Origin of the sequence: Bradyrhizobium sp. 482_C4_N1_8 (assembly GCF_052075965.1) — a bacterium.
Lineage (GTDB): Bacteria > Pseudomonadota > Alphaproteobacteria > Rhizobiales > Xanthobacteraceae > Bradyrhizobium > Bradyrhizobium barranii.
Genome location: NZ_CP197231.1, coordinates 441,098 through 463,863 on the forward strand (window position 1 = coordinate 441,098; position 22,766 = coordinate 463,863).

Consider the following 22,766-nt stretch of genomic DNA (forward strand, 5'->3'; position numbering starts at 1 on the left):
GCGGTAAAGAGCCATGCTCTCCACCCCCAGTTCCTCATTCCGCGAGGCATACCAGGCCCAGATCGCGTCCGGCGCGATCGAGCCCGATGCTGCGCAGGCCGACATCGCCGAAGCCTATGCGGCGCTCGACCAACGGCTCGCGAACTACAAGCCGCAGCGCAAGCAGGGCCTGCTCAGCCGTTTGTTCAGCGGCGACAAGGACGAGGCGCCGCGCGGGCTCTACGTCCATGGCGAAGTCGGCCGCGGCAAGACCATGCTGATGGACCTGTTCTTCCAGCACAGTACCGTCGAGCACAAGCGCCGCGCGCATTTCCACGAGTTCATGGCGGAAGCGCATGAGCGCATCTACGATTATCGCCAGGGCATCTCGCGCGGCGAGATCGCCGATGGCGACGTCATCACGCTGACCGCGAACGCGATCTTTGAGGAAAGCTGGCTGCTTTGCTTCGACGAATTCCACGTCACCGACATCGCGGACGCGATGATCCTCGGCCGCCTGTTCGCAAAGCTGTTCGAGCTCGGCACCGTGGTGGTCGCGACCTCCAACGTCGCACCCGACGATCTCTACAAGGGCGGCCTGAACCGTTCGCTGTTCCTGCCCTTCATCAAGCAGATCACCGACCACATGGACGTGTTGCGGCTCGATGCGCGCACGGATTTCCGCCTGGAAAAGCTTCAGGGCGTGCCGATGTGGCTGACGCCGGCCGACGGCGACGCGGACGCAGCCCTCGACCGCGCCTGGTCGAAGATGACCGGCGGCGCCAAATGCAAGTCGCGCGATATTTCGTTCAAGGGCCGCATCCTGCACGTGCCGTGCTCGGCCCATGGCGTGGCGCGGTTCGGATTTGCGGATCTCTGCGAAAAACCGCTCGGCGCGTCCGACTACCTCCGCCTCGCGCACGACTATCACACCATCCTGGTCGACCATATTCCAGTGATGGATTTTTCCCAGCGCAACGCCGCCAAGCGTTTCATCACGCTGATCGATACGCTCTATGACAATGCCGTGAAGCTGATGGCCTCGGCCGATGCCAATCCGATCTCGCTCTACCTCGCCCACGAGGGCAACGAGGCCATGGAGTTCAAGCGGACGGCCTCGCGCCTGATCGAGATGAGCTCGGAATCCTATCTGGCGCTGCCTCACGGCCGCAAGGATTCCACCGCCAGCGGCTCCACCAAGGGTCTGGTGGAGACTTAAGTCCTATTTGCCAGCGCTGTCATTCCGGGGCGTCGCAAAGCGACGAGCCCGGAATCCATACTCCCGCTGGTGGTTATGGATTCTCAGATGCGCAATTGCGCATCGTAGCTCGCGACTTTCGTCGCGCCCCGGAATGACAGGGATGCGCTTCAATGTTCGCCAAGCCCGACAATTGGGCATCCACCGACTTGAACGGGGGGAGCGAAAGGGATAACCACCCGTCTCAGTTTTCCCCTCCTTAACGTGTCTAAAGGACAGGTTCACATGGCGCGCGACAAGATTGCTTTGATTGGCTCCGGTCAGATCGGCGGAACGCTGGCTCATCTCATCGGCCTGAAAGAACTGGGCGACGTGGTGATGTTCGACATCGCCGAGGGCGTGCCGCAGGGCAAGGCGCTCGACATCGCCCAGTCCTCGCCGGTCGACGGTTTTGACGCGCACTACACCGGCGCCAATTCGTACGAAGCCCTCGACAACGCCAAAGTCTGCATCGTCACCGCCGGCGTGCCGCGCAAGCCCGGCATGAGCCGCGACGATCTCCTCTCCATCAACCTGAAGGTCATGGAGCAGGTCGGCGCCGGCATCAAGAAATACGCCCCCGACGCCTTCGTCATCTGCATCACCAACCCGCTCGACGCGATGGTGTGGGCGCTGCAGAAGGCTTCGGGCCTGCCGCACAAGAAGGTCGTCGGCATGGCCGGCGTGCTGGATTCCTCGCGCTTCCGCTACTTCCTGGCCGACGAGTTCAACGTCTCGGTCGAGGACGTCACCGCCTTCGTGCTCGGCGGACACGGCGACACCATGGTGCCGCTGGTGAAGTACTCCACCGTCGCCGGCATTCCGCTGCCCGACCTCGTCAAGATGGGCTGGACCTCGCAGGCGCGCCTCGACGAGATCGTCGACCGCACCCGCAACGGCGGCGCCGAGATCGTCAATCTGCTCAAGACCGGCTCGGCCTTCTACGCGCCTGCTGCTTCCGCGATCGCGATGGCCGAGAGCTATCTGCGGGACAAGAAGCGCGTGCTGGCCAGCGCCGCCTACCTCAACGGCGAATACGGCGTGAAGGACATGTATGTCGGTGTGCCCGTCGTGATCGGCGCCAAGGGTGTCGAGCGCGTCGTCGAGATCGAGCTCACCGGCAAGGACCGCGAGGCGTTCGACAAGTCGGTCGGCGCCGTACAGGGCCTGGTCGATGCCTGCAAGAAGATCGCACCCGATCTTCTCGGCCGCTAAGCGAGAGCAATCCCCGCCGAAGATCGAAAAACCGGTCTTCGGCGGTTTCATTTCCGGGCCCCGCGTCGGGCGGCGCCCGGTTCGGCAGTCCAGAGATCTCGATGTCAAAGAATCCGGGTTGCAGTTCCTGTGGTATATGGTATGCCAGCCACAAGACTGAGGTGGGCCCTAGAGGTCACCGCCCGCGGGTTCAGGGAGCGACCATATGAATATCCATGAATATCAGGCCAAGGCGCTGCTGAACGAGTTCGGCGTCGCGATCTCAAAGGGCGTCCCCGTCCTGAAGCCCGCGGACGCGGAAGCTGCCGCCAAGGCCCTCCCGGGCCCGGTCTGGGTGGTGAAGAGCCAGATCCACGCTGGTGGCCGCGGCAAGGGCAAGTTCAAGGAAGCCTCGGCCGGCGACAAGGGCGGCGTCCGCATCGCCAAGTCGGCCGCTGAGGTCACCGAATTCGCCAAGCAGATGCTGGGCGCGACCCTCGTGACGATCCAGACCGGCCCCGCCGGCAAGCAGGTCAACCGCCTCTATATCGAGGACGGCTCCGACATCGACAAGGAATTCTATCTCTCGCTCCTGGTCGACCGCGAGACCTCCCGCGTCTCCTTCGTGGTGTCGACCGAAGGCGGCGTCAACATCGAGGACGTCGCGCACAACACGCCCGAGAAGATCGTCACCTTCTCGATCGATCCCGCGACCGGCATCATGGGCCATCACGGCCGCACCGTTGCGAACGCGCTGAAGCTGTCCGGCGATCTCGCCAAGCAGGCCGAAAAGCTCACCGCGCAGCTCTACACCGCCTTCGTCGCCAAGGACATGTCGATGCTGGAGATCAACCCGCTGGTCGTGACCAAGCAGGGCCAGCTCCGCGTGCTCGACGCCAAGGTGTCGTTCGACGACAACGCGCTGTTCCGTCATCCCGAGGTGCTCGCGCTACGCGACGAGACCGAGGAAGACGCCAAGGAAATCGAGGCGTCGAAATACGATCTCAACTACGTCACCCTCGACGGTAACATCGGCTGCATGGTCAACGGCGCCGGCCTCGCCATGGCGACGATGGACATCATCAAGCTCTACGGCATGGCGCCGGCGAACTTCCTCGACGTCGGCGGCAGCGCCAGCAAGGAGAAGGTTGCGGCCGCCTTCAAGATCATCACCGCCGATCCCAACGTGAAGGGCATCCTGGTCAACATCTTCGGTGGGATCATGAAGTGCGACGTGATCGCCGAGGGCGTCACGGCCGCCGTGCGCGAGGTCGGCCTCAGCGTGCCGCTGGTGGTTCGCCTCGAAGGCACCAATGTCGAGCTCGGCAAGAAGATCATCCGTGAATCCGGCCTGAACGTGGTGCCGGCCGACAATCTCGACGACGCCGCGCAGAAGATCGTGAAGGCCGTCAAGGGAGGCTGAGGCCATGACCCAGGACCATCTCGCCGCATCATCTCCGCTTGCAGAGCACACGCGCCTCGCCGCGTTCGCCGGCGAATGGAATGGCGAAGAGGTGGTCTTCCCGTCACGCTGGACGGAGGGTGGGCCGGCAACTTCGCATGTCGTCGCGCGCATGGACCTGAACGGATTCTACCTGATCCAAGATGCTGTCCAGATCCGCGACGGCAAGCAGGTCTTCGCCACCCACGGCCTCTTCACCTACGATCGTGAGGACCGGACCTACAAATTGTTCTGGTACGACTCGCTCGGCTATACGCCGCCCTCGCCCGCCTCCGGCGGCTGGGTCGGCAAGACCCTGACGCTGGTGCGCGGCTCGCTCCGCGGCAATGCGCGCCACGTCTACGAAATCATCGACGACAATTCCTACTCGTTGAAGATCCAGTTCTCGCCGGACGCGGAAGGCTGGGCCGACGTGCTCACCGGCATCTACCGCCGCATCCACTGACCTCTCACTCGTTAGTTCGCGAAAGCAGACCTCATGTCCATCCTGATCGACAAGAACACCAAGGTCATCTGCCAGGGCTTCACCGGCAAGAACGGCACCTTCCACTCGGAGGCCGCGCTCGCCTACGGCACCAAGATGGTCGGCGGCACCTCGCCGGGCAAAGGCGGCGCCACGCATCTGGGCCTGCCGGTGTTCGACACGGTGCGCGAGGCGCGTGAGAAGACCGGTGCCGATGCGTCGGTGATCTACGTGCCGCCGCCGGGCGCGGCCGATGCGATCTGCGAAGCCATCGACGCGGAGATCCCGCTGATCGTCTGCATCACCGAAGGCATTCCTGTTATCGACATGGTGCGCGTGAAGCGCTCGCTGGCCGGTTCCAAGTCGCGCCTGATCGGGCCGAACTGCCCGGGCGTCATGACCGCCGGCGAGTGCAAGATCGGCATTATGCCCGCCAACATCTTCAAGACCGGCAGCGTCGGCATCGTCTCCCGCTCCGGCACGCTGACCTATGAAGCCGTGTTCCAGACCTCGCAGGAAGGCCTCGGCCAGACCACCGCGGTCGGCATCGGCGGCGACCCGGTCAAGGGCACCGAGTTCATCGACGTGCTGGAAATGCTGCTCGCCGACCCCAAGACCGAATCGATCATCATGATCGGCGAGATCGGCGGTTCCGCCGAGGAAGACGCCGCCCAGTTCCTCAAGGACGAGGCCAAGCGCGGCCGCAAGAAGCCGATGGTCGGTTTCATTGCCGGTGTCACCGCGCCTCCCGGCCGCCGCATGGGCCATGCCGGCGCGATCATCTCCGGCGGCAAGGGCGACGCCGGTTCCAAGACCGATGCGATGAAATCGGCTGGGATTACAGTGTCTCCGTCTCCCGCCCGCCTCGGCCACACGCTTGCCGAAAAGTTGAAAGGCTAATTCACTTCTTCGTACTTTTCCGGGCGAAGTTTCGTAGCAAATAGGATAAATGGTGCCTGTCGCGCTGGGCCTCTGCCGGGGAGCTCAGCGCCAGCGCCGTTTGTTATGCGCGAACCGAAATCGCCAGGAACTTAAGCATGTCTCGCCAGGACGCGAACGCAGCCTTTGCCCTCTCTTCCTTTTTGCAGGGCACCAACGCCACCTACATCGACGAAATCTACGCCCGCTACGAGAAGGACCCGTCCTCGGTCGACGCCGAGTGGCAGGAGTTCTTCAAGAGCCTCAACGACCAGCCCGGCGATATCAGCAAGAATGCCGAAGGCCCGTCCTGGGAGCGCGCCAACTGGCCGCTGACCCCGCAGGACGACCTCACCTCCGCCCTCGACGGCAACTGGGCCCAGGTCGAGAAGGCGGTCGGTGCCAAGATCGCCGCCAAGGCGCAGGCCCAGGCGGGCAACAAGGGCGCTGATTTCTCGTCCGCCGACCTGCTCCAGGCCACGCGCGACTCGGTCCGCGCGCTGATGCTGATCCGCTCCTACCGCATGCGCGGCCACTTCCACGCCAAGCTCGATCCGCTCGGCATCGAAGCCCCGCGCAACCGCGAAGAGCTCGATCCGCGCACCTACGGCTTCAGCGAAGCCGATTTCGACCGCAAGATCTTCCTCGATCACGTGCTCGGTCTCGAATACGCCACGCTGCGCGAGATCACCGCGATCTGCGAGCGCACCTACTGCCAGACGCTCGGCGTCGAGTTCATGCACATCAGCAACGCCGCGCAGAAGGCGTGGATCCAGGAGCGCATCGAGGGGCCGGACAAGGAAATCTCGTTCACCCGCGAAGGCCGGCGCGCCATCCTGACGAAGCTGGTCGAAGCCGAAGGCTTCGAGAAGTTCTGCGACACCAAGTTCACCGGCACCAAGCGCTTCGGCCTCGACGGCGGTGAATCGCTGATTCCCGCGCTCGAGCAGATCATCAAGCGCGGCGGCAATCTCGGCGTGAAGGAAGTCGTGCTCGGCATGCCGCATCGCGGCCGCCTCAACGTGCTGACCCAGGTGATGGGCAAGGCGCACCGCGCCCTGTTCCATGAATTCAAGGGCGGCTCGGCCAACCCTGATGCTGTCGAAGGCTCCGGCGACGTCAAATATCACCTCGGCGCCTCCTCGGACCGCGAGTTCGACGGCAACCGCATCCATCTGTCGCTGACCGCCAACCCCTCGCATCTCGAGATCGTCGATCCCGTGGTGCTCGGCAAGGTCCGCGCCAAGCAGGACCAGCACGGCGATCCGCCGGACCAGCGCATCTCGGTGATGCCGCTCCTGATGCATGGCGACGCGGCGTTCGCCGGCCAGGGCGTGGTCGCGGAATGCTTCGGCCTGTCTGACCTGAAGGGCTACCGCACCGGCGGCTCCGTGCACTTCATCGTCAACAACCAGATCGGCTTCACCACCTATCCGCGCTACTCGCGCTCGTCGCCCTATCCGTCGGATGTGGCGAAGATGATCGACGCGCCGATCTTCCACGTGAACGGCGACGATCCGGAAGCAGTGGTTTTCGCGGCCAAGGTCGCGACCGAATTCCGGCAGAAATTCCACAAGCCCGTCGTCATCGACATGTTCTGCTACCGCAGGCATGGCCATAACGAAGGCGACGAGCCGGCTTTCACCCAACCGGTGATGTACAAGAGGATCGCGGCCCATCCGTCGACGCTCGAGCTCTACGCCCGCCGCCTGATCAGCGAAGGCGTGATGACCGAGGGCGAGGTCGACAAGGCCAAGGCCGATTGGCGCGCGCGGCTCGACGCCGAGTTCGAGGCCGGCACCTCCTACAAGCCGAACAAGGCCGACTGGCTCGATGGCAAGTGGTCCGGCTTCAAGATCGCCGACCAGGAAGAGGATGCGCGCCGCGGCGTCACCGGCGTCGACACCGCCGAGCTGAAGGAAATCGGCCGCAAGATCACCAAGGTGCCGGATGGCTTCCGCGTCCACCGCACCATCCAGCGCTTCCTCGACAATCGCGCCAAGGCAATCGACACCGGCGCCGGCATCGATTGGGCGACCGGTGAAGCACTGGCGTTCTGCACGCTGCTCAACGAGAACCACCATGTCCGCCTGTCGGGCCAGGATTCCGAGCGTGGCACCTTCTCGCAGCGCCATTCGGTCCTGATCGACCAGGAAGACGAGAGCCGCTACACGCCGTTCAACCATCTCGGCCACGAGCAGGGCCATTACGAGGTCATCAACTCGCTGCTGTCGGAAGAAGCCGTGCTCGGCTTCGAATACGGCTACTCGCTCGCCGAGCCGAACACGCTGACCCTGTGGGAAGCCCAGTTCGGCGACTTCGCCAACGGTGCGCAGGTCGTGTTCGACCAGTTCATCTCCTCGGGCGAACGCAAATGGCTGCGCATGTCCGGCCTCGTCTGCCTCTTGCCGCACGGCTATGAGGGCCAGGGACCGGAGCACTCCTCGGCGCGTCTGGAGCGTTATCTGCAGATGTGCGCCGAAGACAACATGCAGGTGGTCTACCCGACCACGCCGGCGAACTACTTCCACGTGCTGCGTCGCCAGCTTCATCGCGAGATCCGCAAGCCGCTGATCCTGATGACGCCGAAGTCGCTGCTGCGCCACAAGCGGGCGGTGTCGCGCCTCGAGGAGCTCGCGAAGGGAACGACCTTCCACCGCATCCTCTATGATGACGCCCAGATGCTGCCGAACGAGGCGATCAAGCTCGTCCCCGACGAGAAGGTCCGCCGCATCGTGCTCTGCTCCGGCAAGGTCTATTACGACCTCTACGAGGAGCGCGAGAAGCGCGGCATCGACGACATCTACCTGATGCGCGTCGAGCAGCTTTATCCGGTGCCGCTGAAGGCGCTGGTGGCCGAGCTGTCGCGCTTCAAGAAGGCTGAAGTGGTGTGGTGCCAGGAAGAGCCCCGCAACATGGGCGCCTGGCACTTCATCGAGCCCTATCTGGAATGGGTGCTGAACCAGGTGCACGGTGTGAGCCGGCGTCCGCGTTATGTCGGCCGCGCCGCTTCCGCCGCGACCGCCACTGGTCTGATGTCCAAGCATCAGGCGCAGTTGAAGGCGTTCCTGGACGAAGCACTGAGCTGATCTTTCTGAACTGCGTCATGCCCCGCCTCGTGCGCAATCGCGCACTGGAGCGGGGCACCAGTACGCCGCGGCGTCCGTGCAGAATACGAACGTCCGGCTTGCTGGATGGCTTGCCTTTCGCGGGCCGATGACGACCGAATTTTTGACCGCACCGGCGATCCCTTAAGGAAAAGACCATGACTGAAATTCGTGTGCCGACGCTCGGCGAATCCGTCACCGAGGCCACCATCGGCCGCTGGTTCAAGAAGGCCGGCGATCCCGTCGCCGTCGACGAGCCCTTGGTGGAGCTCGAGACCGACAAGGTCACCATCGAAGTCCCGGCGCCCTCCGCCGGCACGCTGAGCGAGATCGTCGCTGCCGATGGCGCAACCGTTGCGGTCGGTGCGCTGCTCGGCCAGATCACCGACGGTGCCGGCGCTGCGAAGCCCGCCGCTGCTCCCGCGAAGCCCGCCGCCGCTGCTGCTCCGGCCGCCGTGGCTGCTGCTCCTGCGCCGGCTCCGGCCGCGAAAGCGCCGCCGGCCGACGCCCCGCTCGCCCCGTCCGTGCGAAAGCTCTCGGCCGAGACCGGCATCGACGCTTCGACCGTTCCGGGCTCCGGCAAGGACGGCCGCGTCACCAAGGGCGACATGCTCGCCGCGATCGAGCGTGCGGCCTCCGCGCCGACCCCGGTCAACCAGCCCGCCGCCGCCGTCCAGGTCCGCGCGCCGTCGCCCGCCGATGACGCCGCCCGCGAAGAGCGCGTCAAGATGACCCGTCTGCGCCAGACCATCGCGCGCCGCCTCAAGGACGTGCAGAACACCGCGGCCATGCTGACGACCTTCAACGAGGTCGACATGACCAACGTGATGGCGCTACGCGCCCACTACAAGGATGCGTTCGAGAAGAAGCACGGCTCGAAGCTCGGCTTCATGGGCTTCTTCACCAAGGCCGTCGTGCAGGCGCTGAAGGACATCCCGGCGGTCAACGCCGAGATCGACGGCACCGATCTGATCTACAAGAACTACTACCACATCGGCGTCGCCGTCGGCACCGACAAGGGTCTGGTCGTGCCGGTCGTGCGCGACTGCGACAACAAGTCGATCGCCGACATCGAGAAGGGCATCGCCGATTTCGGTCGCCGCGCCCGTGACGGCCAGCTCAAGATCGACGAGATGCAGGGCGGCACCTTCACCATCACCAATGGCGGCATCTACGGCTCGTTGATGTCGACCCCGATCCTGAACGCGCCGCAGTCCGGCATCCTCGGCATGCACAAGATCCAGGAGCGGCCGATGGTCGTCGCCGGCAAGATCGAGGTCCGCCCGATGATGTACCTGGCACTGTCCTACGATCACCGCGTCATCGACGGTAAGGAAGCCGTCACCTTCCTGGTCCGCGTCAAGGAGAGCCTGGAAGATCCGGCGCGCCTGGTGCTCGATCTCTGATCCCTGAAGCTCTGCGAGCGCCGTCGCCTTAATCGTGCGACGGCGCGGGTCGAACCATGGAGGCGCGCGTGACGGATAAAGTCGTTGTCATCACCGGCGGCAGCCGCGGCATCGGGCGGGCGACCGCGATTGCGGCGGCCGCGCGCGGCTTCCGTGTCGTCGTCGGCTACGCCAGCAACAAAACGGCTGCTGACGAGGTGGTCGCCCAGATCGCGGCCAGCAACGGCAAGGCCATCGCGGTGAAATGCGATGTCGCCGAGGAAAGCGACATCATCGAGCTGTTCAAGGCTGCCGACAAGTTCGGCACGCTCGGTGCACTCGTCAACAATGGCGGCATCGTCGGCCAGAGCGGCGTGCGCGTCGACGAGATGTCGGCGGAGCGCATCCGGCGCGTGATGGCCGTCAACGTCACCGGCTCCATCCTCTGCGCGCGCGAAGCGGTGAAGCGGATGTCGACCAAGCACGGCGGCCAGGGCGGCGTCATCGTCAATCTGTCATCGGTCGCTGCCAGACTTGGTGCGCCGAATACCTATGTCGACTATGCCGCGTCCAAGGGCGCGATCGATTCCTTCACCGTCGGTCTCGGCTATGAGGTCGCAGGCGAAGGCATTCGTGTCGCGGGCATCCGCCCCGGCCTGATCGACACCGAAATCCACGCCGCCGGCGGCGAGCCCGATCGCGCCCATCGTCTGGCCCATATGGTGCCGATGAAGCGCGTCGGTACCGCCGACGAAATCGCCAACGCCATCGTCTGGCTGATGTCGGACGAAGCCTCCTACGTCACCTCGGCCATTCTCGATGTGTCCGGCGGACGCTGACACATCCTCATCACGCTAAACTTACGGGACTTTCTCTCATGGCTACCTACGATCTCGTCGTCATCGGCACCGGACCTGGCGGTTATGTCTGCGCGGTGCGCGCGGCCCAGCTCGGCATGAAAGTCGCCGTGGTCGAAAAGGACGCCACGCTCGGCGGCACCTGCCTGAACGTCGGCTGCATGCCGTCGAAGGCGCTGCTGCACGCGTCCGAAATGTTCGAGGAAGCCGCGCACTCCTTCGCCAAGATGGGCGTTTCCGTTTCCGCGCCGAAGCTCGAGCTTCCGGCGATGATGAACTTCAAGCAGCAGGGCATCGACGGCAACGTCAAGGGTGTCGAGTTCCTGATGAAGAAGAACAAGATCGACGTGCTCAAGGGCACCGGCAAGATCCTGGGCACCGGCAAGGTGGAAGTGTCCGCCGACGGCAAGTCGCAAGTGGTCGAGACCAAGAACATCGTCATCGCGACCGGCTCCGACATCGCGCGCCTCAAGGGCATCGAGATCGACGAGAAGCGCATCGTGTCGTCCACCGGCGCGCTGTCGCTGGACAAGGTCCCCGGCAAGCTCTTGATCGTCGGCGCCGGCGTGATCGGCCTCGAACTCGGCTCGGTGTGGAAGCGGCTCGGCGCTGAAGTCGTCGTCGTCGAATTCCTCGATCGCATCCTGCCCGGCATGGATGGCGAGATCGCCAAGCAATTCCAGCGCATCCTGGAGAAGCAGGGCTTTGCATTCAAGCTCGGCGCCAAGGTCACCGCCGTCGACACCTCCGGCAAGTCGCTGAAGGCGACCATCGAGCCTGCGGCCGGCGGCGCTGCCGAGACGCTGGAAGCCGACGTCGTTCTCGTCTGCATCGGTCGCGTGCCGTACACGGATGGGCTCGGCCTGAAGGAAGCCGGCGTGGCGCTGGACAATCGCGGCCGCGTGCAGATCGATCCGCATTTCGCGACCAGCGTGAAGGGCGTCTATGCCATCGGCGACGTCGTCGCGGGCCCGATGCTCGCGCACAAGGCCGAGGATGAAGGCGTAGCCGTTGCGGAGATCATCGCAGGGCAGGCCGGCCACGTGAACTACGACGTTATCCCAGGCGTCGTGTATACCACGCCAGAAGTGTCCTCCGTCGGCAAGACCGAGGAGGAGCTGAAGCAGGCGGGTCAAGCGTATACCGTTGGGAAGTTTCCCTTTACCGCCAACGGCCGCTCCAAGGTCAACCAGACCACCGACGGCTTCGTGAAGATTCTCGCAGATGCGAAGACCGATCGCGTGCTCGGCGTGCACATTATCGGCCGTGAAGCCGGCGAAATGATCCATGAGGCCTGCGTTCTCATGGAGTTTGGCGGCAGCGCGGAAGATCTTGCGCGCACCTGCCACGCGCATCCGACCCGTTCAGAGGCCATCAAGGAAGCCGCGCTTGCGGTGGGCAAGCGGGCCATCCATATGTAGGCGACGCGCCTAGCGTCGAATCGGGCGGGAAACACATGCTGCGCCGCCTACTTCAACCGGTCTGGGTCCTGCTGGCGATCATCTTCCTGATCGAAGCCTGGCTGTGGGACCATCTCGAGCCGATCGTCGCGCGGGTTGTCGCAGCCATCCCGCTCGCACGCTTCAAGCAATGGCTGACGGAGCGCGTCGATGCGCTGCCGCCGGCCATGACACTGATCGTGTTCGCGGTGCCGATCATCCCGCTGTTTCCGCTCAAGCTGATGGGCCTGTATCTGCTCACGCATGAATACTGGCTGAGCGGCGTATCCACGTTTCTGTTCGCAAAGCTGCTCGGCGTCGGCGTCACCGCCTTCGTGTTCGACGTGACGCGCGACAAGCTGATGGAGATGCACTGGTTCGAGCGGCTCTACGATCTCGTGATGAAGCTGCGCGCCAAGGCCGCCGAGCTGGTCGACCCGATCAAGCAGCGCATCCGCGAGCTGATCGCCGGCAACGGCGAAGGCTGGTCCGCCCGTACGCTCCGCCTGATCCAGCGCTTTCGCAAGAGCGTGCACCAGGCGCGCTAGCTGCTCGCGACATACACACTGTCATCGTCACATACTCGGTGTCATAGCCCGCGAAGGCGGGCAATCCAGTATTCCAGCGACGGTAAGGCTAGAACCGAGAAGCTGCGGCGTACTGGATGCCCCGCTTTCGCGGGGCATGACACCCAAGATGTGACGGCTGCGCGCGCCTCAACGCCGCTAATGCAAATGCACCAGATGCGGCCACCACAGGCCGAGCGCGGTCATGAGGAGGCCGGCCAGGGTCAGGACGCCGGCGACATAAGCGAGCGCGATCATGCCGGTGATGATGGTGGCCGAGGCCAGAACGATGCCGATCTGGAAGGCGGCGGAGGCCAGCTCGAAGTGATGATATTTCGCGGTCGCCTCGTCGCGCTCGTGCTCGGCGTGCTTGGCCTTCTCGGCGAGCTGCTCGGTGCCTTCGCCGGTCTCGGGCTCTGAGCGATAGCGCTGCGCGGTCTTGGTCCAGTCGTCGACCTGCTTCTGCACCGCCGGCTTCTGAGCCTCGTCGGCGGCGGCGAGCGTGAGCTTGCCCTGCTCGGATGCGGTCAGCACCACGGTGCGGCGGATGGTCTTGGCCTGGAAGAACGCCCAGAGATTGGCGGACTCGACGTTCTTGCTGATCGATTCAGTCTGGGCGCCCTTGCCGAGCGTCTCGGAGATCGCCAGGAACAGCGCCAGCACGGCGATCAGAAGAGCGATCTTCTTGTTCGATCCGGACGCGTGCTCGGCGTGTTCGGCATGCTCCATGCTTTCGTGTGCGCTCATGATTCCCTCCAGTCGCGGTTCCCCACGATTGACCGAACCGCGGGCGCCGCGCAAGAGGCACGCGCGCTATGACAGCTTCATGTCAGGTTCATCGCCGCGGATGGGCGCTCGCATAGACTTCGAGCAGCCGCTCCGAATCGATGCCGGTGTAGATCTGCGTGGTCGAGAGCGAGGAGTGACCCAACAGCTCCTGGATCGCGCGCAGGTCGCCGCCACGCGACAGCAGATGCGTCGCGAAGGAATGCCGGAGCGCGTGAGGCGTCGCGCTGTCGGGCAGGCCGAGCGCGCCGCGCAGCCGCTCCATCGCGAGCTGGATGATGCGCGGGCTCAAGGGCCCGCCGCGCGCGCCGAGGAAGATCGGGCCTTCCGCCGGCAGCGGATAGGGGCACATCGCAACGTATTCCTGCACGAGCGCGAGCACGTTCTGCAGCACCGGCACCATGCGGGTCTTGTTGCCTTTGCCTGTCACGATCAGCACGTCGCCTTCGCCGGGACGCGGCACCTCGCGGCGCTTCAACCCCAGCGCTTCGGAGATGCGCAGGCCCGAGCCATACAAGAGCGCCATCACCGCGGCGTCGCGGGCCAGAACCCACGTCTCGCGTTCCTCGCCGGCGCGCTCGTCGGCATCGGCGAGACGTTTTGCGGATGCCATCGGCAGCGGCTTCGGCAAAGTCTTGGCCACCTTGGGCGCGCGGATAGCCGAGAGTGCGCCGACCTTGCCCTTGCCTTCGCGTTCGAGGAAACGGCCGAACGAGCGCAAGCCCGCCAGCGCGCGCATCAGCGAGCGGCCGGCAATGTCGTCGGCGCGGCGCATCGCCATGAAGGCGCGGATGTCGGTGGCTTCCAGCGCGGCAAAGCGCGCCAGCGTCACGCGCTCGCCCCAATGGGCGCAAAGGAAATCCAGGCATTGCCGCAGGTCGCGGCCATAGGCCTCCAGCGTCTTCGGCGACAGCCGCCGCTCGGCGCCAAGATGCGACAGCCAGCGCGTCATCTCCTGCGCGATCGAGGGATCGGCGCTGGCGAGCTCGATTGGGGGGGCGGCCGCTTTGCTCATGCGCTCTGGACGTAATGATTCCACTCAGTATATCGCATCACACCCGTTTACTGTTCGCTAAGGCCGCCCCTGGGCGCTAGCCTCAAGGCCCAAGGTTCCGATTCTCCCTCCAAAGATCTTTGATGGATCATTCGTCGCGCAGCACGACCACCCCCGCCAACGCGACCCGCATGGTCGACGTGCTGGTGCCGGTCGCGCTCGACCAGACCTATTCCTACAAGGTGCCGCGGGGGATGGAGCTGAAGGCGGGCGATCTCGTCGGCGTGCCGCTCGGCCCGCGCGAGGTGCTGGCCGTGGTCTGGGCGGAGAACGCCAATCCCGACCCGCGCCTGCACAACCGGCTCAAGGAGGTCAGCGAAAAGCTCGATCTTCCTCCGCTGAAGCCTGAGCTGCGCTCGGTCGTCGACTGGGTCGCCAATTACACGCTGAGCCCGCGCGGCATGGTGCTGCGGATGTGCCTGCGCATGGGCGAGAATCTCGGCCCGGAGCGGGTGCGCGCCGGTGTGCGCCTGGTCGGCGATCCGCCGCGACGGCTGACGCCGGCGCGGCAGCGCGTGATCGAGCTGCTGTCGGATCGCCTGCTGCACGGCAAGTCCGAGGCCGCCAAGGAAGCAGGGGTCTCGGCCGGCGTGATCGACGGCCTCGTCGACGAAGGCACGCTCACGGTCGAGCCGATGCCGCCGCCTCCGCCGCCGCCGGCACCCGATCCGGATTTTGGCCAGCCGGATTTTTCACCGCTCCAGCGCGCCGGGGTGGATGCAATGCGCGCGCTCGCCGCCAACGGCACCTTTCACGTTGCGCTGCTCGACGGCGTCACCGGCTCCGGCAAAACCGAGGTCTATTTCGAGGCGATTGCAGAGACCATCCGCCGCGGCAAGCAGACTCTGATCCTGATGCCGGAGATCGCGCTGACCGGCCAGTTCCTCGACCGCTTCGCGCAGCGCTTTGGCGTGCGTCCGATCGAATGGCACTCCGAGCTGACGCCGCGCACCCGCGCACGCAACTGGGCCGCGATCTCCGATGGCAGTGCGCCGGTCGTGGTCGGCGCGCGCTCGGCGCTGTTTCTGCCGTACGCCAATCTCGGCCTCATCGTGGTCGATGAAGAGCACGACCAGGCCTACAAGCAGGACGAGGGCGTGCATTATCACGCCCGCGACATGGCGGTGGTCCGCGCGCATATCGCCAAGATCCCGATCGTGCTGGCCTCCGCCACGCCGTCGGTCGAATCCGAGGTCAATGCGCGCAAGAGCCGCTATCAGCGCATCGCGCTGCCCTCGCGCTTCGGCGGCCAGCACATGCCGCATATCGAGGCGATCGACATGCGCCGCGAGCCGCCCGCGCGCGGCCGCTATATCTCGCCGCGGCTGGCTTCCGAGATCAGAAAAGCGGTCGAAAAGCGCGAGCAGGCGCTGCTGTTCCTCAATCGCCGCGGCTATGCGCCGCTGACCTTGTGCCGTGCCTGCGGCCATCGCTTCGCCTGCACCATCTGCGATGCCTGGCTGGTCGATCACCGCTTTCGCCAGCGGCTGGTCTGCCACCATTGCGGCTTCTCGATGCCGCGCCCGCAGACCTGCCCGCATTGCGCGGCGGAGGAATCGCTGGTCGCGGTCGGACCGGGCGTCGAACGCTTGCAGGAAGAGGCGGCCGCGCTGTTCCCCGACGCGCGCACCATGGTGCTGTCGAGCGATCTCATCACCTCGATCGAGACAATGCGCTCCGAGCTTACCGAGATCGCGGAGGGCCGCGTCGACATCATCATCGGCACGCAGCTCGTCGCCAAGGGCCACAACTTTCCACGGCTCAATCTCGTCGGCGTGGTCGACGCGGATCTGGGCCTGTCCAACGGCGATCCGCGCGCGTCGGAACGCACCTGGCAGCTGCTCAACCAGGTGATCGGCCGTGCCGGGCGCGAGCAGGGCCGCGGCGTCGGCTATCTCCAGACCCACCAGCCCGATCATCCCGTGATGAAGGCGCTGATCGCCTGCGACCGCGAGGCCTTCTACGACAGCGAGATCGATCTGCGCGAGCGCACGCTCTATCCGCCGTTCGGCCGGCTCGCGAGCCTGATCATTTCGGCCGGCGACCGCCCGAGCGCCGAAGGTTTGGGTCGCCGCCTCGTTGCGCTCGCACCGCGCGACGAGCGCGTCGTGGTGCTGGGACCGGCGGAGGCCCCGCTCGCCGTGATCAAGGGTCGCTACCGTTTCCGCATCCTGGTGAAATCGGCGCGTGGTTTCGATCTGTCGGACTATTTGCGCAACTGGCTGGCGGTGTGTCCGAAGCCGAAGGGCAACCAAAAGCTCGAGGTCGACGTCGACCCGCAGAGCTTTTTGTAAGGCTGCGATCCATCCCCGTCATTGCGAGCGCAGCGAAGCAATCCAGAATCCCTCCGCGGAGGCAGTCTGGATTGCTTCGTCGCTGCGCTCCTCGCAATGACGAAAGAATCAAAAAGCCCGCCGTCCCCCAAGACGGCGGGCTTGTTTCGCCCGAACTGGTCTCGCCGCTCACACGTCCGCGGACGATGGCGAGATTTGCGCTTTGTCGGTGAGGCGCTGGTGGCGCCTTAGGAGACGACTTCCGCGGTGACGCGGCCGACGCCGGCGCCGGTGAGGCCGATGGCGCGGGCAGCGCCCGTGGAGAGGTCGAGGACGCGGCCGCGAATGAACGGGCCACGGTCATTGATGGTGACGATGACGCTCGAACCGCCATGGGTGACGCGCAGCTTGGTGCCGAACGGCAGCGAACGGTGCGCTGCGGTCATGGCGTTCTGGTTGAAGCGCTGGCCCGATGCAGTCCGGCTGCCGGATTCGTTGCCATAATAGGAGGCCATGCCGGAGAAGCTGCGGCCCGTGCCCGACGACGGCGTCATCGACGCGTTGGCGTTGCGCCAATCGGAGGTCGTGTTGGCATCGCTCTGGGCGTGGTGGCGGTGATGATGGTGAGAGTACCGGTGGTGATGCCGGGATTTGGCAGAAGCTTCGGTGGCGGTTCCACCGACGAGGAGAGTGGCGGCAACGAAAGCGATCGCCGTGCGCGGCCGGGGCACGGAGCCCAGCGTCTTCAAAGACAGCATTTAGTGGTCCCTAATCTAGTATTGCCACATATGTGGCAAGTGGAGCCCCCGTAAGTCTGTGAGCGGGATCGCGTTTCGATTCCTAATGAGGCGTGAATTGGGCAGTAAATCCGTTCTGTGTCGTCATGAAATATTCTGTGATTGGCATCAATGTTGCAGCCGATGTTCTGGAATCTTTCGCTTTAACAATTATTTAACTATTTTATTACTCATTAATACTGTAAAACGAGGTCATTATACTTCATGTTTAGAATTAGGAAAGTATTCAGGGGAGGCCGCTCGTCACGTCCGACTCACGCCTCAGCGATTCGTGTTCATGGCCGCTATGCGCTGAGGGCAGGAACGAATGGCCGCGATGCCGCCGAGGGGGCGCGTCATTCCGCGACGTGGCAGGCCGCTGTCGCGGTGCCGTCGGCTGCGACGAACTGGCGACAGAAGGTCGTGCCTTTAATTTGGCGTCATGTTGCACGTGCGCGCCTGCTATGTTAGCAAAGCCGCGATTTTAACGGACCCGGCACCTCCCGTGTCGGCCGAAAATCGAAGTCCCGCTTGAATTCCAAGGGCTTGGATCGCTTGGCGCCGCTTTGTGGCGACGGTTTTTCCCTTGCGAGTTTGACAGCAAAAAGAGCGCGTCTGTGGCTGCAGAAGATACGTCCGTTTCCGGTGTGTCCGGCCGTTATGCAACGGCCTTGTTTGAACTGGCCCGCGACCAGAATGTGGTCGACGAGGTCAAAGCCGATCTCGATAAATTCGAGGGCTTGCTGAGCGAAAGCGCCGATCTGACGCGCCTCGTCCGCAGCCCGGTGTTTGCGGCCGATACCCAGTCCAGGGCCCTCTCGGCCGTTCTGGACAAGGCGGGCATCGCCGGCATCTCCGCCAATTTCCTGAAAGTCCTGACCGCCAACCGCCGCCTGTTCGCGGTGGCTGACGTCATTCGCGCCTATCGCGCCCTCGTCGCCAGGTTCAAGGGCGAGACGACGGCCGACGTCACCGTGGCGGAGGCGCTTTCGGACAAGAATCTCGACGCCCTCAAGGTTGCCCTGAAGTCGGTGACCGGCAAGGACGTCGCGCTCAACGTGAAGGTCGATCCCTCGATCATCGGTGGCCTCGTGGTCAAGCTTGGCAGCCGCATGATCGATAGTTCGCTTCGCACCAAACTCAATTCGATCAAGCACGCGATGAAAGAGGCAGGCTGATGGACATCCGCGCCGCGGAAATTTCCGCGATCCTGAAGGACCAGATCAAGAATTTCGGCCAGGAAGCTGAAGTCTCCGAAGTCGGACAGGTGCTGTCCGTCGGCGACGGTATTGCCCGCGTCTATGGTCTGGACAACGTCCAGGCCGGCGAAATGGTCGAATTCGAGAACGGCACCCGCGGCATGGCGCTGAACCTCGAAACCGACAACGTCGGTATCGTTATTTTCGGCGCCGACCGCGAGATCAAGGAAGGCCAGACCGTCAAGCGCACCCGCGCCATCGTGGACGCGCCGGTCGGCAAGGGCCTGCTCGGCCGCGTCGTCGACGCGCTCGGCAACCCGATCGACGGCAAGGGCCCGATCCAGGCCGACAAGCGCATGCGCGTCGACGTCAAGGCGCCCGGCATCATTCCGCGCAAGTCGGTGAGCGAGCCGATGGCGACCGGCCTCAAGGCGATCGACGCCCTGATCCCGATCGGCCGTGGCCAGCGCGAGCTGATCATCGGCGACCGTCAGACCGGCAAGACCGCGATCGCGCTCGACACCATCCTGAACCAGAAGCCGCTCAACGCGCAGCCGGACGAGAACATCAAGCTGTATTGCGTCTACGTCGCGATCGGCCAGAAGCGTTCGACCGTCGCCCAGTTCGTGAAGGTGCTGGAAGAGCAGGGCGCGCTCGAATACTCGATCATCGTCGCCGCCACCGCTTCGGATCCGGCTCCGATGCAGTACATCGCGCCGTTCACCGGCTGCACCATGGGCGAGTACTTCCGCGATAACGGCATGCACGCCGTCATCATCTATGACGATCTGTCCAAGCAGGCCGTCGCCTACCGTCAGATGTCGCTGCTGCTGCGCCGCCCGCCGGGCCGCGAAGCCTATCCGGGCGACGTGTTCTATCTGCACTCCCGCCTGCTCGAGCGCGCGGCGAAGCTGAACAAGGACCAGGGCTCGGGCTCGCTGACGGCGCTGCCGGTCATCGAAACCCAGGCCAACGACGTGTCGGCCTACATTCCGACCAACGTCATCTCGATCACCGACGGCCAGATCTTCCTGGAAACCGACCTGTTCTTCCAGGGCATCCGTCCCGCGGTGAACGTCGGTCTGTCGGTGTCGCGCGTCGGTTCGTCCGCGCAGACCAAGGCCACCAAGAAGGTCGCCGGCAAGATCAAGGGCGAGCTCGCGCAGTACCGCGAAATGGCGGCGTTCGCGCAGTTCGGCTCCGATCTCGACGCCTCGACCCAGCGCCTGCTCAACCGCGGTTCGCGCCTGACCGAGCTGCTCAAGCAGCCGCAGTTCGCGCCGCTGAAGATGGAAGAGCAGGTCTGCGTGATCTGGGCCGGCACCAACGGCTATCTCGATCCGCTCCCGCTCAACAAGGTGCGCGCGTTCGAGGACGGTCTGCTGTCGCTGCTGCGCGGCAAGAACGCCGAGATCCTCAACGCGATCCGCGACAGCCGCGATCTCTCCGACGACACCGCCGCCAAGCTGAAGTCGGTGGTCGAAGGCTTCGCGAAGAGCTTCGCGTAAATGCCGTCATGGCCGGGCTTGTCCCGGCCATCCACGTCTAACGGCGTGTGAGGCACCGCGTGGATGCCCGGGGCGAGCCCGGGCATGACGACTGGATAGGTTTGCGATCAGGCCAAAGGGTCGGATCGTCGGGGACGAAGAATGGCGTCACTTAAAGACATGCGCGTCCGCATCGCCTCCACCAAGGCGACGCAGAAGATCACCAAGGCGATGCAGATGGTCGCGGCGTCGAGGTTGCGCCGTGCCCAGCAAGCGGCCGAGGCGGCGCGGCCCTATGCCGACAAGATGAGCGCGGTGATCTCCAACATCGCCAGCGCCGCTGCGGGTTCGCCCGGCGCGCCGGCGCTGCTGGCCGGCACCGGCAGGGACCAGGTCCACCTGCTGCTGGTCTGCACCGGCGAGCGCGGTCTGTCCGGCGCCTTCAACTCCTCGATCGTGCGCCTCGCCCGCGAGCGCGCCCAGGCGCTGATCGCGCAGGGCAAGGAAGTGAAATTCTTCTGTGTCGGCCGCAAGGGCTATGAGCAGCTCCGCCGCCTGTTCGACAAGCAGATCGTCGAGCACCTCGACCTGCGTAGCGTTCGTCAGCTCGGCTTCGTCAACGCCGAGGACATCGCCAAGAAGGTGCTGGCCCGTTTCGACAACGGTGAGTTCGACGTCTGCACGCTGTTCTACGCGCAGTTCAAGTCGGTGATCGCCCAGATCCCGACCGCGCAGCAGATCATCCCGCTGGTCGTCGAGGAAAAGGCGGCGAACGCGCCGACGACGTCCTACGATTACGAGCCGGAGGAGGACGAACTGCTGTCCGGCCTGTTGCCGCGCAACATCGCGGTGCAGATCTTCCGCGCGCTGCTGGAAAACAACGCTTCGTTCTATGGCGCGCAGATGAGTTCGATGGACAACGCCACCCGCAATGCCGGCGAAATGATCCGCAAGCAAACCCAGATCTACAACCGAACCCGTCAAGCCCAGATCACCAAGGAGCTGATCGAGATCATCTCCGGCGCCGAGGCGGTCTGACGCACGAACCAAACGACGGTCGTTCAAGTCCAGAATTTCGAAGGAGAGCTATTCATGGCTACAGCAGCTAACCAGGTCGGTCGCGTCACCCAGGTCATGGGCGCCGTCGTCGACGTGCAGTTCGAGGGCCACCTGCCCGCCATTCTCAATTCGCTGGAAACCCGGAACGGCAACATCCGCCTCGTGCTGGAAGTTGCGCAGCATCTCGGTGAGTCCACCGTCCGCACGATCGCGATGGACGTGACCGAAGGTCTGGTGCGCGGCCAGGAAGTGACCGACACCGGCCAGCCGATCGCGGTTCCGGTGGGTGACGGCACGCTCGGCCGCATCATGAACGTCATCGGCGAGCCGATCGACGAAGCCGGCCCGATCAAGTCCGAAGGTCTCCGCGCCATCCACCAGGAAGCGCCGAGCTACACCGACCAGTCGACCGAAGCTGAAATTCTCGTCACCGGCATCAAGGTCGTCGATCTTCTTGCTCCGTATGCGAAGGGCGGCAAGATCGGCCTGTTCGGCGGCGCCGGCGTCGGCAAGACCGTGCTGATTCAGGAGCTGATCAACAACGTCGCGAAGGCGCACGGTGGTTACTCCGTGTTCGCCGGCGTCGGCGAGCGTACCCGCGAAGGCAACGACCTCTATCACGAGTTCATCGAGTCCAAGGTCAACGCCGATCCGCACAATCCGGATCCGAGCGTGAAATCCAAGTGCGCGCTGGTGTTCGGCCAGATGAACGAGCCGCCGGGCGCCCGCGCCCGCGTCGGCCTCACCGGTCTCACCGTCGCCGAGCACTTCCGCGACCAGGGCCAGGACGTGCTGTTCTTCGTCGACAACATCTTCCGCTTCACCCAGGCCGGCTCGGAAGTGTCGGCGCTGCTCGGCCGTATTCCTTCGGCGGTGGGTTATCAGCCGACGCTCGCCACCGACATGGGCGCGCTGCAGGAGCGCATCACCACCACGCAGAAGGGCTCGATCACCTCGGTGCAGGCCATCTACGTTCCGGCCGACGACTTGACCGACCCGGCGCCCGCGACCTCGTTCGCGCATCTGGACGCGACCACGGTGTTGAACCGCGCGATCTCGGAAAAGGGCATCTACCCCGCGGTGGACCCGCTCGACTCGACCTCGCGCATGCTCTCGCCGCTCGTCGTCGGTCAGGAGCACTACGACACCGCGCGTCAGGTCCAGCAGGTGCTGCAGCGCTACAAGTCGCTCCAGGACATCATCGCCATTCTCGGCATGGACGAGCTTTCGGAAGAGGACAAGCTGACGGTGGCCCGCGCCCGCAAGATCGAGCGCTTCCTGTCGCAGCCGTTCCACGTCGCCGAAATCTTCACCGGCTCGCCCGGCAAGTTCGTCGACCTCGCGGATACCATCAAGGGCTTCCGCGGCCTCTGCGAAGGCAAGTATGACCACCTGCCGGAAGCCGCCTTCTACATGGTCGGCACCATCGAAGAGGCAGTCGAGAAGGGCAAGAAGCTGGCGGCGGAAGCCGCCTAAGCTGGCGAATAGCGAATAGGGAGTGGCGAGTAGAATCTATTCGCCATTC

At 64.6% G+C, this 22,766-nt stretch carries 18 protein-coding genes; 15 read left to right on the forward strand and 3 right to left on the reverse strand.

Annotated elements, in window-relative coordinates; all coding sequences use genetic code 11:
- Positions 1-13 precede the first annotated feature (13 nt).
- The 10 genes from zapE to AB7Z56_RS02135 all read left to right on the forward strand — a co-directional run bounded on the left by zapE (position 14) and on the right by AB7Z56_RS02135 (position 12,589).
- Positions 14-1,198: a cell division protein ZapE gene (zapE, locus tag AB7Z56_RS02090; RefSeq protein ID WP_063980411.1), complete on the forward strand. Its 1,185-nt coding sequence runs from the start codon at positions 14-16 to the stop codon at positions 1,196-1,198.
- 264 nt (positions 1,199-1,462) lie between these two features.
- On the forward strand, positions 1,463-2,431 hold the full coding sequence (gene mdh, locus AB7Z56_RS02095) for a malate dehydrogenase (protein ID WP_063980412.1): 969 nt from the start codon (positions 1,463-1,465) through the stop codon (positions 2,429-2,431).
- Between the two features lie 205 nt (positions 2,432-2,636).
- Positions 2,637-3,833 (forward strand): ADP-forming succinate--CoA ligase subunit beta, encoded by a 1,197-nt coding sequence (gene sucC / locus AB7Z56_RS02100; protein ID WP_063980413.1) that lies wholly within the window; start codon positions 2,637-2,639, stop codon positions 3,831-3,833.
- 4 nt (positions 3,834-3,837) lie between these two features.
- Positions 3,838-4,317 carry a DUF1579 family protein gene (locus AB7Z56_RS02105; protein ID WP_063980414.1) on the forward strand — a complete coding sequence of 160 codons (480 nt, stop codon included), beginning with the start codon at positions 3,838-3,840 and terminating at the stop codon, positions 4,315-4,317.
- A 33-nt stretch (positions 4,318-4,350) separates the two neighbouring features.
- Complete coding sequence (gene sucD, locus AB7Z56_RS02110) at positions 4,351-5,235, forward strand: succinate--CoA ligase subunit alpha (protein ID WP_025575976.1); 885 nt, start codon at positions 4,351-4,353, stop codon at positions 5,233-5,235.
- 137 nt (positions 5,236-5,372) lie between these two features.
- The gene (locus AB7Z56_RS02115; RefSeq protein WP_063980415.1) at positions 5,373-8,342 is read left to right on the forward strand and encodes a 2-oxoglutarate dehydrogenase E1 component; all 2,970 of its coding nucleotides are present in this window, start codon (positions 5,373-5,375) and stop codon (positions 8,340-8,342) included.
- Positions 8,343-8,518: 176 nt separating this feature from the next.
- Positions 8,519-9,766, forward strand: a complete 1,248-nt coding sequence (gene odhB, locus AB7Z56_RS02120; RefSeq protein ID WP_028150479.1) for a 2-oxoglutarate dehydrogenase complex dihydrolipoyllysine-residue succinyltransferase — start codon at positions 8,519-8,521, stop codon at positions 9,764-9,766.
- A 56-nt stretch (positions 9,767-9,822) separates the two neighbouring features.
- Positions 9,823-10,584 carry an SDR family oxidoreductase gene (locus tag AB7Z56_RS02125; RefSeq protein WP_094183824.1) on the forward strand — a complete coding sequence of 254 codons (762 nt, stop codon included), beginning with the start codon at positions 9,823-9,825 and terminating at the stop codon, positions 10,582-10,584.
- Between the two features lie 38 nt (positions 10,585-10,622).
- Positions 10,623-12,023: a dihydrolipoyl dehydrogenase gene (gene lpdA / locus AB7Z56_RS02130; protein ID WP_063980416.1), complete on the forward strand. Its 1,401-nt coding sequence runs from the start codon at positions 10,623-10,625 to the stop codon at positions 12,021-12,023.
- Positions 12,024-12,058: 35 nt separating this feature from the next.
- Complete coding sequence (locus tag AB7Z56_RS02135; RefSeq protein ID WP_063980417.1) at positions 12,059-12,589, forward strand: hypothetical protein; 531 nt, start codon at positions 12,059-12,061, stop codon at positions 12,587-12,589.
- A 177-nt stretch (positions 12,590-12,766) separates the two neighbouring features.
- On the opposite strand, the gene AB7Z56_RS02140 is transcribed toward AB7Z56_RS02135, so the two are convergent.
- Positions 12,767-13,354, reverse strand: a complete 588-nt coding sequence (locus AB7Z56_RS02140) for a DUF4337 domain-containing protein (protein WP_063980418.1) — start codon at positions 13,352-13,354, stop codon at positions 12,767-12,769.
- An 88-nt stretch (positions 13,355-13,442) separates the two neighbouring features.
- The gene (locus AB7Z56_RS02145) at positions 13,443-14,408 is read right to left on the reverse strand and encodes a tyrosine recombinase XerC (RefSeq protein WP_063980419.1); all 966 of its coding nucleotides are present in this window, start codon (positions 14,406-14,408) and stop codon (positions 13,443-13,445) included.
- Positions 14,409-14,530: 122 nt separating this feature from the next.
- Here AB7Z56_RS02145 and AB7Z56_RS02150 point away from each other — a divergent pair, with 122 nt between their 5' ends.
- Positions 14,531-16,741 (forward strand): primosomal protein N', encoded by a 2,211-nt coding sequence (locus AB7Z56_RS02150; protein WP_063980420.1) that lies wholly within the window; start codon positions 14,531-14,533, stop codon positions 16,739-16,741.
- Positions 16,742-16,968: 227 nt separating this feature from the next.
- Here the strand turns inward: AB7Z56_RS02150 and AB7Z56_RS02155 are convergent, their stop codons facing one another.
- Positions 16,969-17,478: a septal ring lytic transglycosylase RlpA family protein gene (locus AB7Z56_RS02155; RefSeq protein WP_028150468.1), complete on the reverse strand. Its 510-nt coding sequence runs from the start codon at positions 17,476-17,478 to the stop codon at positions 16,969-16,971.
- 635 nt (positions 17,479-18,113) lie between these two features.
- Here AB7Z56_RS02155 and AB7Z56_RS02160 point away from each other — a divergent pair.
- The 4 genes from AB7Z56_RS02160 (at position 18,114) to atpD (ending at position 22,717) form a co-directional block, all read left to right on the forward strand.
- Positions 18,114-18,674 carry a F0F1 ATP synthase subunit delta gene (locus tag AB7Z56_RS02160; protein WP_063980421.1) on the forward strand — a complete coding sequence of 187 codons (561 nt, stop codon included), beginning with the start codon at positions 18,114-18,116 and terminating at the stop codon, positions 18,672-18,674.
- Positions 18,674-20,203, forward strand: a complete 1,530-nt coding sequence (atpA, locus tag AB7Z56_RS02165; protein ID WP_063980422.1) for a F0F1 ATP synthase subunit alpha — start codon at positions 18,674-18,676, stop codon at positions 20,201-20,203. The genes AB7Z56_RS02160 and atpA overlap by 1 nt, the downstream gene beginning before the upstream one ends.
- A gap of 141 nt (positions 20,204-20,344) precedes the next feature.
- Positions 20,345-21,220 carry a F0F1 ATP synthase subunit gamma gene (locus tag AB7Z56_RS02170; RefSeq protein WP_063980423.1) on the forward strand — a complete coding sequence of 292 codons (876 nt, stop codon included), beginning with the start codon at positions 20,345-20,347 and terminating at the stop codon, positions 21,218-21,220.
- A gap of 54 nt (positions 21,221-21,274) precedes the next feature.
- Positions 21,275-22,717, forward strand: coding sequence for a F0F1 ATP synthase subunit beta (atpD, locus tag AB7Z56_RS02175; protein ID WP_063980424.1), 1,443 nt, complete (start codon positions 21,275-21,277; stop codon positions 22,715-22,717).
- Positions 22,718-22,766 lie beyond the last annotated feature (49 nt).

Coding starts and splice junctions, on each gene's coding strand:
- AB7Z56_RS02155 (WP_028150468.1), bottom strand. CDS start 17,478: ATGCTGTCTTTGAAGACGCTGGGCTCCGTGCCCCGGCCGCGCACGGCG.
- sucD (WP_025575976.1), top strand. CDS start 4,351: ATGTCCATCCTGATCGACAAGAACACCAAGGTCATCTGCCAGGGCTTC.
- lpdA (WP_063980416.1), top strand. CDS start 10,623: ATGGCTACCTACGATCTCGTCGTCATCGGCACCGGACCTGGCGGTTAT.
- AB7Z56_RS02150 (WP_063980420.1), top strand. CDS start 14,531: ATGGATCATTCGTCGCGCAGCACGACCACCCCCGCCAACGCGACCCGC.
- AB7Z56_RS02135 (WP_063980417.1), top strand. CDS start 12,059: ATGCTGCGCCGCCTACTTCAACCGGTCTGGGTCCTGCTGGCGATCATC.
- AB7Z56_RS02115 (WP_063980415.1), top strand. CDS start 5,373: ATGTCTCGCCAGGACGCGAACGCAGCCTTTGCCCTCTCTTCCTTTTTG.
- AB7Z56_RS02170 (WP_063980423.1), top strand. CDS start 20,345: ATGGCGTCACTTAAAGACATGCGCGTCCGCATCGCCTCCACCAAGGCG.
- atpD (WP_063980424.1), top strand. CDS start 21,275: ATGGCTACAGCAGCTAACCAGGTCGGTCGCGTCACCCAGGTCATGGGC.
- atpA (WP_063980422.1), top strand. CDS start 18,674: ATGGACATCCGCGCCGCGGAAATTTCCGCGATCCTGAAGGACCAGATC.
- AB7Z56_RS02140 (WP_063980418.1), bottom strand. CDS start 13,354: ATGAGCGCACACGAAAGCATGGAGCATGCCGAACACGCCGAGCACGCG.
- AB7Z56_RS02105 (WP_063980414.1), top strand. CDS start 3,838: ATGACCCAGGACCATCTCGCCGCATCATCTCCGCTTGCAGAGCACACG.
- AB7Z56_RS02145 (WP_063980419.1), bottom strand. CDS start 14,408: ATGAGCAAAGCGGCCGCCCCCCCAATCGAGCTCGCCAGCGCCGATCCC.
- zapE (WP_063980411.1), top strand. CDS start 14: ATGCTCTCCACCCCCAGTTCCTCATTCCGCGAGGCATACCAGGCCCAG.
- AB7Z56_RS02125 (WP_094183824.1), top strand. CDS start 9,823: ATGGAGGCGCGCGTGACGGATAAAGTCGTTGTCATCACCGGCGGCAGC.
- sucC (WP_063980413.1), top strand. CDS start 2,637: ATGAATATCCATGAATATCAGGCCAAGGCGCTGCTGAACGAGTTCGGC.
- mdh (WP_063980412.1), top strand. CDS start 1,463: ATGGCGCGCGACAAGATTGCTTTGATTGGCTCCGGTCAGATCGGCGGA.
- odhB (WP_028150479.1), top strand. CDS start 8,519: ATGACTGAAATTCGTGTGCCGACGCTCGGCGAATCCGTCACCGAGGCC.